Genomic DNA, 14,137 nt, shown 5'->3' with positions numbered 1-14,137 from the left:
GCAACCCCTCACTGTCTGTATAATTTGGTGTGCTTGATTAACTGATCAATGTCCTGCATACAGGGCATCTGTTCAATATCCCCGGCTTCAAAGCTGTCCAGGCGTGATATTTCCAGCAGCAGCTGGTCAAGTTTGAGCAAGATTTCTTCATTCGTATGGAGCGAGTCTTTTACATAGGATAAATAGTCGTTATACACTTTGGTTTTTTCCTGGACTAATTTGGGTGGAATCTTAGAGGATTTGGATTTCATTAGGGTGGCGTATTCGGCTTCATCGAACACATGGAGTCTGTTCAGCACGCTTCGAATGTTGAGATACAGCAGCTTCTCCACTTCAAGCGTGACGGAGGCAAATTTCTTATAACTCAGCTCCCCCGGATCGAACCGCTGGTTCAGTACGTTCAGGAGCGTCTCTTTCTTTTTCTTCATCCGGCTCAATTGGGACAATCCCAGCGTAATATCTTCTTCAAGCACTTTAATTCGTCTGTAAAAGGATAAAGCTTCCACGTAATCTTCATGCGTCTCGATCTGCTTAACCGGCAAGACTACAGGCTGTTTGAACAGCAGGGTGTAACTTCCGTAAAACAGGGCCATCACACTTCCGAACAGCAGGGTAACGGACAGAGCAGTGGAGAAGGCTCCACCACCGAAGCCAAGACCGATGAAGCCTGGTGAAAATAACAGAATATTGAGGACAACAACGCCGAAGATCAGGCCCAGCCATTTTATGTATTTGGTCATTGTAATCCGCTGACCTCCTTTCTCGCTATATGATGGTCCAATTGTCGATATTTCCCACTAGCGTATATCACTTATTGTACATGATGTGGCCCTGATTCGGTCGATGAATATGGATATTCCTAATATACGTGACGCAAGCTCATCCCATTTCATCGATATAGGGACATGTGGACGGATTTTTGACAGGCTCACTATTAAACCGATTTACGACGGAGGAGGCAAACGAAAATATCCGTTAACGGAAAAAGAAAGATTTACAGGTAATACGTGGAATCTGGAGGTTACGTGTCATTTTTTATATAGGACGAGCCGAAAAAGCAACCAAAAATACTCCGGGCACAGGGCTCCGGAGTATCTTAAATTTAATTCTATTTCAGTCTGAACAGCTGATGAAAGGGTACAACTTTGTCCTCATTATCCCATTGTGTTTTGTGTTAGCTGCCTTCCATGCTCTGCCCGTTTATGAGATCGCAAAGTTTGGCTTGCTTCGGGTTGTCCGCACCTCTACGACTTTTCCTGCGCATCCATGATCACCCATGGCCTGAAACGTAACTGTCACACTCTCCTTACCGGAGGTAACAGCCTGAGGAATATCATAGGTCGAATAGAACACTTCACCAATCTTGTTCAGATGAATTCGCTGCTCGCCAACTACAGTTCCATCCACCACCAGGTTGAATACTCTGTCATACCTCGTCCCTTCCCGTTCAAATGGTGAATGATCCCCTCCCCAGTAGCCGACGCACAAAACATTGGTACCGGAACCATCCACCGCCAGCCGGTAACTGAAATAGGCTCCGCTGACACCAAAGGCTTCCCGCCACATATGCAGCCTGTTACGGCTATCCGTGTAGGAACCATTGTGTTGTTCTGCACGGCAGTTGCTATCCAGATGGTGCCCAATCTCGTCCTGCTGACCGTCTGGCTGCACCCTGTCGATCGTAATTGCATTCAGTTCCTTCTCCAGTGCATCGCCTTCATCGTTGAACGGCCAATAGACCGTATAAAACTCGTGATGCACATCGTAGAACGGAATCAGCTTCACGGCTTCACCCGTAGACGTCACATCCTTGCTTAGCTCAAAGGTTAACGTCCCTTTATCCACCACCTTAATCCATTCCCGGACATCTTCCTGCTCCGTCCAAATCACAGGCACGGGTGCTGTCTTCGGATTTAGCGCAGTCTCATCCACAATGGTATCCTCCGGCAGCCCTTCGCTTCCCAGTGCGCCCGCGAGCACAATGGGGCCATACAGGAAGGCCACTTTGTGGGTATCATCCCTGGACGTGTATCTGCTCAGTGACATTGGCAGGGTGATGGTCACGACATCCCCGGCGGACCATGTGCGCTGGATGGAGAGATAGCCGGCTTCCATACATGTATACGGATGAGCCGTATCCCCATTGACGGTTGCCGTCATTGGCTCCTGCAGCCAGGAGGGCACGCGTAGTCTTAGATTGGCCGGGGCATGGCCTCCGGTAATCGTCAGGGTTACCTTTTCCGAATAAGGAAAGTCGGTTTCAAGCTTCAGGGATAGCCCTTGTGACGTCCAGTCCAGCCCGGATGCGATATAGAGGTTCACATACAGGTCCTGTTCATCTTCGAAATAGATGGCCTCGGCATATTTCCCGGGGTTCTCCATACCTGAGCCTGTGCAGCACCACCATGCGGTATCGTGTGTACCGTAGATTTTGTAATGGCCCTGAAGGGTTGAGGCAAAATACGTTTTGTTCCCTGTATCGGGGTCCTGTGTGCCCAGGATGTGATTGTAGATAGCGTTCTCATAATAGTCCATGTAGGCACTGTCCGGGTTCCAGGCAAACAGCTGCTTCGTTAGATGCATCATATTGTGGGTACAGCAGCTCTCCCCGGTTTTGATGCCAAGACTCTCCATGCCCTTCGCTTCATAATGTTCTGATATGCTCGTAGCACCAAACACATAGGAGCGGTGATGAATCGTTGTGTCCCAGAAGAACTCCGCCGCTGTCCGATAGCTCTCATGGGAATGATCCTGATTGTAAATCTCGGCTGCACCGATCACTTTCGGAATTTGGGTATTTGCATGTTTGCCCTGAAGGTCATCGCGCTCCTGCTCCAACGGCTCAAGGATCATCTGGTGGGTAAAACGGTTGGCCGTATCGAGATATACTCGGTTACCCGTGATGCCATACAATTGAGCAAATACCTCATTCATGCCGCCATGCTCACACTGGAGCATCGTCTGTACCTGTTCCTCTGTCATGCCACTCATGCCTGTGACAGCCCAATCAGCGAACCGGATAACGACATCCAGGGCGAGCTGATTGCCTGTGAGCTTGTAAGCATCAAGAAGACCACGATAAATTTTGTGCACACTGTACCACGGAACCCAGAATCCGTTGATATCAAAACTGCCAATGCGTTCGGCCCGAAATGCCGCGTCGAAGGCCTCCTCGGTTAATCCCCCGATATATCCGCTGCCTGTTGCCTGTTGAATTCCCGCAAGCTCGGTGACCGCATAATCCAATGTTTGTTTGAGTGTCTCATTACCTGTTGCCTGATAAGTCACAGCCAGAGCCGACAGATAGTGCCCCAGGGAATGTCCACTGATCGTCCGTGCTTCCCAGCCAGCATACCGCTCCTTCTTCGCTGTTAACCCGTGGGCCTCGTAACATGGAGCCAGAAACCGATCAATATCCAGCGATAACAGGTAACGTTTCCCGACCTCCTGAGACGTTTGGAAAACCCCGTTTAATAGCTGCACGTGCTCCGGACCCAAAAATCCCCGTTTCGTTTCGATCATGACCAATGCTCCTCCTTATTATGTAAAGAATGTTATGATTCCTGATATCTTTCCGGCACCATACAGAGGGTAAAATCCGTTCTACCCACCAGCTGCTTCATAACCCCCAATTCATACAAACCCTTGAATATCCACATATTATCAAATAAAATACAACTACATCAGACTCATAATCCAAGAAAAGGTGGATAAATCCGTCTTATGCAGAAGCCACTCGAATTTTATCTGTGCGGCAAGTTCATCACGGAAGGCAATTGGACACATATGAAACGGATCATGCCTGTGCATGAGATCATTTTGATGCTGGAGGGAGAAATGTACATTGCGGAGGAGGAGCGGCATTACGTGGTTCGCGCCAATGATTTGCTGTTTCTGAGAGCCGGCCATACCCATTACGGATATCAAGTCAGCGATGCTCCTGTCAGCTTTTACTGGGTTCACTATGACACCTTGGCAGAAGGGTTCGATCGTTATCCCACACATGCGACCATCCCGGTACCCTCCACGGCTAATCAGCTGTTCAAGCAGCTGCTGCATGTCTCATCCTTCTCCACCGAAGAGGCCAATGCCGCACTTCTCCTGCTGTTAAAGGAATTGGAACGCAACACAGAGGCTGGTTATCGCCCTCATAATGCGGTTGTTGACCATATCTGCAAGTGGGTTGGTATTCATCTTCATACCGATATTACAGTAGGGAAGATTGCGGAGCATTTTAATTTTAACAAGGATTATATCTCCAAAATGGTAAAACGCGAGAAAGGCATCGGGCTGAAAACCTACATCCTTACCGAGCGAATCAACCGGGCCAAACAGCTGCTGCTCAATACCAATGCCAGTGTTAAGGAAATAGCCGGACAATGCGGATTCTCGGATTACAAACTGTTCCTACGCATGTTCAAGCAATACGAAGGCAGCACACCAACCGAATATCGGAATAACCTGTATTCCACTCAGCTCAATCGTTTATAATCGATGGATTAGTATGAGAACATAAGATTATCGCATAGACTGACTCATAGAAATTCATGCGTATTCTATAGAATATTTTGATTATTCCGATAAATTTAGTTGTGTTAAAATGTGAAATAACTCTAATTCATCCACCCCATTTAAGAAGGAGAAATTGGAATGACGACAACGGCAGTCACGATTCAACCCGCTTCAGAAGCTGATCATAAAGGGATCGTAGATATCCTCATTGCAAGTTACGCAGAATACAAGGACACCTTTCAGGATCAACAACGGTGGGAAGCCTATGTGAAAGACATCGAGGAATCACTGGATAATCCCTACCTCACGCAATTGTGGGTCGCCAAAGTGGACGATCATATTGTGGGGACCGTGCAATTGTTCGAAACCGCACACAATGCCTATCCCAATTTTGAACTTCCGATTGATTATCCGTTTATTCGCCTGCTTGGCGTGGATCCTGCGTGGCGGGGTCACGGTATTGCCCGGGAGCTCCTTCGTCAGTGTGTTGCATCCGCCAAGGACATGGGCAAAAATACGGTGTACCTGTTCACGGGCGGGCAGATGATGAATGCCATCCGTTTATATGAACGCTTTGGCTTTGTGGAGGATGAAGAATTCAGTACACGCAGCAGCGGCGGTAATGCCATTTGTTATCGTTACGATGCCTGATTCATATGAGAACACATACTATTGAGCGCAAGCTATAAACTTCAGTTCATATGATGTGATAAAGATGACAAAAAGGCCACTCATCCGAGTGGCCTTTACTATTGGAACATGCAGCAATGTAATACTGCTTATTAACCGCCGATCTCCACCAAAATTTTCGCATGGCTCTTGTCGCTCATCAGCAGTTCCAGTCCTTCTTCCACGATGTTATCCAGTTTGATTTTCTTCGTAATGACCTGTTTCACATCGAGTGCTCCTTCAGCAATGAGGGAGATCACTTCAGGGAAAATGTGACGATATGCCAGTGTAGCCGTCAGGTTCGCTTCCTTCACCAGAAGATCGAAGAAGTTCACCTGCAGTGGGTTAGGGATGGCTGCAATGACAACCACTTCTCCGCCTTTTTTGACTACTGCTACAGCGCTATCCATCGTAGGTTGTACACCTGCTGCTTCATAGGCGACATCAATTCCTCCAGATTGTTCCAGAATCACTTCCGTTGCATTCACTTTGGCACTGTTCACCGGAATGGCTCCCAGTTTAGCTGCCAGATTCAGGCGTTCCTCGAACACGTCAACCGCATAGATCGTGGAAGCTCCTGCCGCTTTTGCAGATAGAATGGTCAGTAGTCCAATTGGACCTGCACCATACACGGCTACCTTCTGTCCCACTTTCAGCTTGCTGTGGCGAACGGCATGGAAGGCTACCGCTGTAGGCTCAACAAGTGCTCCTTCTTCAAAAGAAACATGGTCTGGCAATGAGTGTACCATATAGGCCTCAACAACAACATACTCCGCAAAACCTCCATCACCATTCAAACCTACGAAACCAAATTCGGTACACTGATTATAGCGTCCCTGGATGCAGTATTCGCATTTGCCGCAATGATACAATGGCTCCACCACAACACGGTCACCTACGCTGATACCGCTTACATCACTTCCCAATTCACTGACCGTTCCGGCGAACTCATGTCCCAATGTCAAGGGTGCCTTCTGACCGGAGAGCGGATGATTTTCACCTTCCTGAATCCCTACACCATGGTGATAAGCATGCAAATCACTGCCACAGATCCCCGCATATTCCACTTTAATTTTGACTTGTCCGGATCCAGCAACCGGAACTTCACGTTCTTCCACTCGAACATCTTTATGGCCGTACCATACTGCTGCTTTCATGTAAATCCATCCCCTTTTTATTGAGCTTATACATAGCTTGTCTATATATTATATCGCCGTTCACTTATTATTCATATTTATAGATACTAATGTTAATATTAGTAGCAGTAATGTTAAAACGGAGATGAGCCCATGAATCTGGAACAGCTTGAATATGTCGTTGAAATTGCCAAAACCCAATCGTTCTCCGCCGCTTCGGAACACCTTCATGTTACCCAATCGGCCATCAGTCAGTCCATCCATCGTCTGGAAAAGGAGCTTGGCTTGATCCTGTTCGAACGTTCCCGTCAGGGGACGCATCCTACACCGGAAGGCAAACAGTTCATTGCCAAGGCCCTGGACATTTTGCAGCGGGTTGATGAATTGAAATCGCTGAATGTGGAAGCGTCCTGCCTCACAGGCGACCTGCATGTAGCGACTTTCCCCAGTGTCATGCACTATCTTGTCCAGACCACTGCCGATATGAAACGGGAGCATCCTCTACTGAACATTTCCATTGAAGAGAAAGGTTCCATGGAGATTATTGAAGATATCCGGAACAACAAGGCACACCTTGGCTTCATCGCCATCTACACGAAACAGCTGCGTGAATTCGACGGACTGCATTTCAGCCCAATGTATTCCGGCAAACTGGTTGTAGGCACCCATCACCAGTCTGATCTGGCCAAGCTCAGTCGGGTGACGCCGGATCAACTGAAGGAGCATTCCCTTGCGCTGTACCGCGATGGCTTCATAGAAGATTTCATTAAGGATTTCACATACGATTATGGGGCATTATCCATCCTCTTCAAGACCAACAATTCGGAAGCGATCAACACGGTGCTTAGAAACAACATAGCAGCCAGCATCGGTCACGACTTCTCTTTTTACCAGAATACATTATGGAAAGAAGGTCTTGTGAAGATGATCGAGATTGCCTCCATCGACCAGCCCAAGATGCAAATCGGCTTCGTACAGACCGAATCCAAGGAGGTTGCCGTAGCCGCAGAACGATTTGCCCAGAAGTTCAGACAGGCGATCGAGCTGGATTATTTGAAAAGTTAAGTTTTTTTAATTTCACTAAGAATTCGCATCATTAATCAGGGTCCAAACCAAACAAAAAGGTACACCACACGCTGGGGATGATCTGCTTCAACTCCTCCAGTAGCATGGGTACCTTCTCTTATGTGATGCCTACACTTTTACTTTTCTCACAGCTTCGCTCATCTCATTGGTTTGCTGCTCCAGCAAAACGGATGTCCGGGCCACTTCCTGGAACAGGATCTTCTGCTCTTGCATCAGGCAGTAGATGTCATCGGAATGATCCGAAACCCCGGAAGATATCTGCGAAATGGTATTCACTGAAGCTGCAGCTTCTTCCGAGCCTGCCGAAATCTCTTCTGCTGCTGCTGATACTTCCTGAATACGGCTGGTCACCAGTTGGAAAGCTTCAACCACATGGGAGAAGGCAAGCTCCGCCTCCGCTGTGATCGTAACTCCTTGCCCAATCTCCTTGGAGGCCACTCCCATCTGTGAACCGATCTGCTGGGACTCCTGCTGGATACGAAGCAGCAAATCCGAAATGAGCTGCATGGATGTGCTCGAGGCTTCGGCCAGCTTGCGGACCTCTTCCGCAACAACGGCAAAACCTCTGCCATGTTCCCCTGCATGAGCTGCCTCAATGGAAGCATTCAGTGCAAGAAGCTTTGTCTGGCTCGCAAAGTCATTTACCGTATGCAGCGCACCGCCAATCTCTTGGGAGTAATTATTCAGCACATGTACCAATGCCACCACTTCATCCGAAACGGCTGAAATACTCTGCATCTGCTCCTTCATTCGGGACATGCTCAGCTTACCGGTTTGCGCCGTGGTCAGTGCACTGGTTGCCGCATCGGATACAGCCATGGACGACTCTGATATGTCGGTGATGCCTTTAGCGATCTCCTCCATGGCATGGGCGCTGTCGCTTGCCCCCTGTTTTTGCGTGTGAGCTCCTTGGCGAATCTGTTCAACGGATTGATCAACCGTCTGACTCATCCCCACCATCTCATCGGTGCTTTGGTTAAACTGCTTGGTCGATTGGGCGAGCATATTGGTGGTAGCGGATACACCTGCGACCATATCACTAACGATTTTATTCAGATGACCCGACATATGAGTCATCGCCTGATATGTCGTGCCAATCTCGTCTTCGCTGCGCGGGCGATATGACGTCAATATGCGGCTGGCTTCTGCAAGCTCCCCCTGTGCCATCTGTTCCACACTTGCCTTCAAAGGCCGCAGCGGACGCAGCCCTCTTACAATGAACCAAAGGACCACACCAATGCCTGCAAGGGTAATGAATAACAAAAGCCCGTAGAACGGTATACTCGACTTCAGGATATCTACCTCGATGCTGCCAATAACGGATACAGCCGTGTCAATTCCGAGCGCACCAATCATATCGCCATTCTGATCCAGAATCGGAGCATAGGACGAGATATATTCGCCGTACTCCTCGTTGTTAATGATCGGTGAGCTAGCCGTATGCCCTTGCAGCAGCCGCTGGACAGCATCGCTTGGAATATCGGTGACTTCATTAATCGGAGAAGCCTTGTCGGCATCTTTCATGCCATCCACCATAATAAGCGGCGTGCCTTGATCATCTATTTTGACAAAGTACACATACATGGCCCCAATGCTTACGCGAAAATCGTCCAGTTCATCACGAATCTTCAGGAACAACTCATCTTCCTTGGGCTCTTGGGCAAACTCGGCATAGGGTGCAGTATCCATCTGCTGAACATAGCTCTGAGCAATCTGGATATTGTAACTTGAAATGGCCTCCTGCGCGGCTAACTTCATATTGGCCAACTGAAGCAGCATGCTCCCCGTGTAGATCACCAACATGACCAGTGTAACAACTGCAACAATTCGCACAACCAAACGCTTTCTGAAAAACCTGACCATCCGTTCCTCTTCCTCTCCCCTGAAACCCAAGCCTCTATCACCGGTCCTACCCAAAAGTCATAGGCTTGAAGCACTAAGTATGGGAAAATAGTATATGAATATGTCGAATTAAGCAAGAAAATATTGGATATATTTAAAACGCTATCATCACTGTGTCAGCTTCGATTAGACGGAACTTTGTCGCTGCCTGCTTGAGATAAAATGGTTACGCTATAATGCAAATAAAAAAACTCCAACGTAGTCGTTAGAGTTTTCCGTATTATTCGTCGCATGATTGGCCCTTATCGCCTATATTACCGTCTGCTTGTTTCAGTGCAGCCCGGTGCTTTTTCGTTTCCAAATCTGCTTGCCTTACAGGGATGGGTAATCGACTTTCTTTGTTAATTAACGCCAGGGTCACTTCGGTAGAGGTATCGATATCGATCCCATTGCCACAGGAGACAAAGATCGGTTTGACTTCTGCATGCGTTCGCAGTGCGCGCCCATAAATCTCACCGTTAATCACAATATCCGTGAATGCACCCGATTCACTCGCTGGCATCTCATAGTCCGTGTCTTGAATTCGGAGATAACTCTTGGCGATGCCGATGGTAGGCTTGTTGAGGTAAAACGAAGCATGTGTGGCGATCCCCATATGCCGAGGATGCAGATAGCCGTTTCCGTCAAACATGACAAGATCCGGATCATTCTCCAGTAGTTTGAATGTATCCAGAATGAGCGGCAGCTCCCGGAAGGATAGATATCCTGCGATGTAGGGCACCTTGATCTCATCCTGCAAGGACTTCGTTTCCACTATCTCATGGGTAATGTAATTCACTACACAAATGCAGCACACCGCAAATGTCCGGTCTCCATCCTCCCAGTACGCCAGATCCACTCCTGCCACCAGATGGACATCCTCCATGTTGAAGCTGTTCTGCAAGTGTATTCTTGTCACCAGCTCGCGCTGGATCTGATCAAAGGTTTCTTCGTTAAATGATTCAGGGGGTATAATGTTAAGTAGATTCAATGGGCACCTCTCCGCTGGATTTTTTAAGGAATATCTGTACCTCAGTAGGGGAGACAAACTCCCCTTCATTTATTTTACCTCTTCTGTCTTTGCAGCTGCAGTTGGTAACTGAATCATTGGTGTATTGGATCCACTGACATATGGCAGCACACCGTCCCACTTCTTAATTGTTTCGTATTGCACAAGTTGGCTTGTAAGTGATTGTTGAAGCTCTTTATTTGCTTTGGCTTGACCTTCTGCTTCAATCAATAGTTTGTCTGCGTTACCTTGTGCTTCCACACGTTTCCGTTCTGCCTCTTTCTTCGCAATTTCAAGCTCAGTCGTTTTACGTTCCAGCTCTTGAGATGCCTCAACGCGTTTATCTATGGCTTCTTGGGTTTTTGCATCTGGTTGAGGAACACCAACGGTGACATTGGAAACAATGAATCCTAGTTCTTTGACATCGTCTGCGAAACGTTGTTGAACGTCTACGCCAGCCTCAGATGATTTTTCTCCATATACATCAATTACAGTAAATTTAGAAATACCTTTCCGGGCAGCATCACGAAAACGTGTTTTCAGATATGTATCTTCAATTTCTTGAATGCTAATGGGTCCAAAGGTATTAAAGATCGAAGACACTTGGCTTGGTTCTACTTGATAGTTGTAAGCAAAATCGATTGTGATGTTTTTTCCGTCAGACGTAGCAATCTGAATATCTTTGTATTCAACGGTTTGAATTCTAATTGGATATTTGGTTACCTTATCAAAAGCACCAACTAACTTCCATCCCTGACTCAGCGTATTATCTTTTACCCCCCCATTTGGTGAATAGACAACGCCAACATAACCGTTAGGAATTCGTGTCACAAAAAAGCTTATCAATACTACTCCTACAATGATCACTAATGCTACTGAGATTGCTCCCACCTTAAACGTCTTTAGATTCTTCATTTACATTCTCCTCTTGTTTGAATTTGTTGTATCTTTTCAACACTCTCCTACCTACCATATTGAATAGCGGGAACATTAATGACCATAGAATAAACGCTAAGATAAAGATTAAAATCATTCCTCCAATGAATGGCATACTCGTCCTCCCTCTCTATGGCTGTATCCAAACACAAATTTCATCATCACGTAGCAACTCGCACACTTAGAATTACACTTTGCTTAAACTCTCCCCCTGCTAGTCCTTCGTAACCAAACTTTATTAAAAATGTTATTACATCCGTCTCTCCCTTCTCCTAATCGTTAACTAAAATATTTAATTCTTCTAAATATATACTTCTATTTTCATATCTGGTTTCAATGATCTCTAAATGCTTCTTGCTGGCCAAGGATCTCCGCCTCCCTTTTCAACATAGAAAAGCACATGAAAGAGCAAGCCCACGTTGCCGCCTAATCTAGACTCTCTGAGCTCATTCCTTTGCACATAAAAAAAAAAATCCCGGCATACATGCCGAGATGTTGGGTCCAGTGCAGCTCGATGACCAACTCCCGTTGGATCTGACAAAATTTCTTCGTTAAATAATTCACGGTTTATAACTACATAGGCATAATTATCGACCAGTTCCCCAGATGAAACCTCCCTAAGATTAAGAACAATTGATCGACTCTTGATCTTAGATTAGATTCTAACAATTCGTGAGTATAGACTTTTCTATCAGCTAATTCTGATATCGTTTCTAAAACGTCTATGCTGTCCAAATCATCGGTGTTTTCAATTAAATCCAAGTAAGCATTAAAGTACTTATTTAATGTTTCCTTCGACATTACATCAGGTAAGTTTTTAAAGTCCTAAAGTTTCATACTTACCCTTGCAAGCTATAATTAAAATATCCTCAATCGAACTAGTCAGACTAAACCTCCTTTATTCAATATTTTCATCTTTCTTTGTGTAAGGCAACCATCATCTAATCATGACATTAAATTCATTAAGATTTGTCTGTATACACTTCTGAGTTAAGGGGAATTTCAGATTGGTTGATTGATCTACCAACACAGATACCAATGCTTTTCTTATTCATTAATGAACTTGAGATTTGTATTGAAACCACTTCTATTGAAAATTCTTTTTTATCAGGTGTTCTAATAACAATACGATTATCGATGCGATTTTTAATTTGATCATGGCTGAGATCATCAAGTTCAGGATTGATCCCCACTAAAATAGTGCCATATTCCAATGATTCAAAAACATCTCCAACATTCATCAATTTATACATACTAATCTCCTTTCTATCTATGTTGAATATAAAGTTCATTCTTGACATCTCGTACACGGAGATTTGCATTTTTCAATCTAGTAATTGCATCTCTTAATAGTGTTATTCTCTCTACAGAAGTTAACTCGGGAGCAAATCTCGCTGCTCTTATGCTGGCTTGAGCTTCGTCTAAAGCAAAATTCCGTGTATACGTATTATCATCAAGATTATATAGTTCAAAGGCTCTTCCGCTTTTAAACGCTTCATAATGTCCAATAATTTCATGAGCTACAGTAGCTCTACCCGAAACACGTGCGTTGGCACTCAATGTGCCAATTCCATGGGACTCTGCAGGTAGAACGTCTGTATTGATATACAGTCTGTCATACATCATTCCGGTATTCCAATGTTCCCGAAACACTATATTCTCTTCTGGGAAACCTAATCTTTTAGAGTAATTAACCAGTTCGGTTTTCTGGGCATCTGTTAGTTCTAGTTCGTTCCTCAAACCGTCTGAAGATATCTGACGATGATCCCCTTTTCCTATTTCCTTTTCCTTCTCCAGAAACTCGGAAAATCCAGATGATTCTCTCGCCTTTTTACTCTCGGCAATATTGTCCAATACTCGAATGCGGGGATCCTGAAAGCCATTAAATCCACCCGTCATTTGTCCTGTACCCGATGGACGTGTGAACGAATTTATTTTCGCGCCCCCTCCTGAAGATGTCAGTAGATTATGCGGTTTGATCATAGAAGAGGCATATCCGGTACCAACCATCAGCCCTCCCATACCAATCATATTCGCCCAGTGTTCGCTGGACCAGGCATTGGTTGGCATAGTAGCCTCCCTAATCGTGCCGTGAATACCGAATGTAAGCCAGTTTGCTGTATCATTGGGGGAGTTAAATGCTTTATCCGCCCGGTCTACATATCCCTGAACCAGTCCACTCGGAATACCAAACGTCCAGTAATCCAGGAATCCCCCTACACTATCATAACGTTTTTGATATCGATCGTCCGCAGATTGCATAAATGCACGACCCAACTCGGCCAAGCTGTCAGCTGATTTTTGGAATGCATTACGGTTGTCCGTTGCCGGACCCCTACATTCATCCGGCGGTGGGGGTGCACACCTCGAATCATAAGATTGCACTGCTTGCTGATCTGCAAGTCTAAATTTTTCTGCATGTCCTTCGAGTTCTTTCGAAATCGACTGAGATAATGAAACAAAGTTATCCATTATCTTTTGGGCAACCACAAAATCAACGTAAAACTTTTCCTTTGTGCTTCCATCCCACTGTCTTTCGATCTCGAATAAATGTTGTTTCAGGATACTATTCATCTGAAAAACCTGGCTCTGTGCGACTGCAAATTGTTTAGAAACAGATGATAATTGTTCAGGTGTTACCTTTATCGTTGTCATATGATACCTCGTTCGAAATATGTATTACGTTGTTATAAGAATACGGCAGGCACGAAATATTGAATTGATTCAAATATATACACTTGGCCTTCTATTATAAAATGGAACAAAATTATTTCGTAGCGACTGCTGGTTTATTTACATAGTTCGTATTACCCCCAATATCTCCCAAATGTAACAGATCATATCTTCCCTTATACTCTAAGCTCATTCCTTTGCACATAAAAAACATCCCGGCATACATGCCGAGATG

At 45.7% G+C, this 14,137-nt stretch carries 11 protein-coding genes; 3 read left to right on the top strand and 8 right to left on the bottom strand.

The features are described from left to right. Nucleotides 1-8: 8 nt before the first annotated feature. Nucleotides 9-746 carry a hypothetical protein gene (locus CHI14_RS11945; protein ID WP_095288663.1) on the bottom strand — a complete coding sequence of 246 codons (738 nt, stop codon included), beginning with the start codon at nucleotides 744-746 and terminating at the stop codon, nucleotides 9-11. 454 nt (nucleotides 747-1,200) lie between these two features. Then, complete coding sequence (locus tag CHI14_RS11940) at nucleotides 1,201-3,522, bottom strand: glycoside hydrolase family 127 protein (RefSeq protein ID WP_095288662.1); 2,322 nt, start codon at nucleotides 3,520-3,522, stop codon at nucleotides 1,201-1,203. Between the two features lie 201 nt (nucleotides 3,523-3,723). Between CHI14_RS11940 and CHI14_RS11935 the strand changes: the two genes are divergently transcribed. Together CHI14_RS11935 and CHI14_RS11930 are read left to right on the top strand one after the other, a co-directional pair. Beyond that, the gene (locus tag CHI14_RS11935) at nucleotides 3,724-4,491 is read left to right on the top strand and encodes a helix-turn-helix transcriptional regulator (RefSeq protein WP_095288661.1); all 768 of its coding nucleotides are present in this window, start codon (nucleotides 3,724-3,726) and stop codon (nucleotides 4,489-4,491) included. Nucleotides 4,492-4,650: 159 nt separating this feature from the next. Continuing rightward, the gene (locus CHI14_RS11930; RefSeq protein WP_095288660.1) at nucleotides 4,651-5,163 is read left to right on the top strand and encodes a GNAT family N-acetyltransferase; all 513 of its coding nucleotides are present in this window, start codon (nucleotides 4,651-4,653) and stop codon (nucleotides 5,161-5,163) included. A 131-nt stretch (nucleotides 5,164-5,294) separates the two neighbouring features. Here the strand turns inward: CHI14_RS11930 and CHI14_RS11925 are convergent, their stop codons facing one another. Then, nucleotides 5,295-6,338, bottom strand: a complete 1,044-nt coding sequence (locus CHI14_RS11925) for a 2,3-butanediol dehydrogenase (protein ID WP_095288659.1) — start codon at nucleotides 6,336-6,338, stop codon at nucleotides 5,295-5,297. 132 nt (nucleotides 6,339-6,470) lie between these two features. On the opposite strand from CHI14_RS11925, the gene CHI14_RS11920 reads away from it, so the two are divergent. Continuing rightward, entirely contained in the window at nucleotides 6,471-7,382 is a 912-nt protein-coding gene (locus tag CHI14_RS11920) for a LysR family transcriptional regulator (RefSeq protein WP_095288658.1), read from the top strand. A 129-nt stretch (nucleotides 7,383-7,511) separates the two neighbouring features. Here CHI14_RS11920 and CHI14_RS11915 read toward each other — a convergent pair whose 3' ends face one another. The 5 genes from CHI14_RS11915 to CHI14_RS11895 all read right to left on the bottom strand — a co-directional run bounded on the left by CHI14_RS11915 (nucleotide 7,512) and on the right by CHI14_RS11895 (nucleotide 13,884). After that, complete coding sequence (locus CHI14_RS11915; RefSeq protein ID WP_249281077.1) at nucleotides 7,512-9,236, bottom strand: methyl-accepting chemotaxis protein; 1,725 nt, start codon at nucleotides 9,234-9,236, stop codon at nucleotides 7,512-7,514. Between the two features lie 289 nt (nucleotides 9,237-9,525). Continuing rightward, nucleotides 9,526-10,275, bottom strand: coding sequence for an endonuclease V (locus CHI14_RS11910; protein ID WP_170948107.1), 750 nt, complete (start codon nucleotides 10,273-10,275; stop codon nucleotides 9,526-9,528). A gap of 69 nt (nucleotides 10,276-10,344) precedes the next feature. Then, on the bottom strand, nucleotides 10,345-11,208 hold the full coding sequence (locus tag CHI14_RS11905; RefSeq protein WP_095288655.1) for a prohibitin family protein: 864 nt from the start codon (nucleotides 11,206-11,208) through the stop codon (nucleotides 10,345-10,347). Between the two features lie 983 nt (nucleotides 11,209-12,191). Next, nucleotides 12,192-12,482 (bottom strand): hypothetical protein, encoded by a 291-nt coding sequence (locus tag CHI14_RS11900; protein ID WP_095288654.1) that lies wholly within the window; start codon nucleotides 12,480-12,482, stop codon nucleotides 12,192-12,194. 13 nt (nucleotides 12,483-12,495) lie between these two features. Further along, on the bottom strand, nucleotides 12,496-13,884 hold the full coding sequence (locus tag CHI14_RS11895) for a WXG100 family type VII secretion target (RefSeq protein WP_095288653.1): 1,389 nt from the start codon (nucleotides 13,882-13,884) through the stop codon (nucleotides 12,496-12,498). Nucleotides 13,885-14,137 lie beyond the last annotated feature (253 nt).

Source organism: Paenibacillus sp. 7516, assembly GCF_002272715.1.
In the GTDB taxonomy this organism is placed as follows: domain Bacteria; phylum Bacillota; class Bacilli; order Paenibacillales; family Paenibacillaceae; genus Paenibacillus; species Paenibacillus illinoisensis_A.
This window is presented reverse-complemented; position numbering and strand designations above follow the sequence as displayed.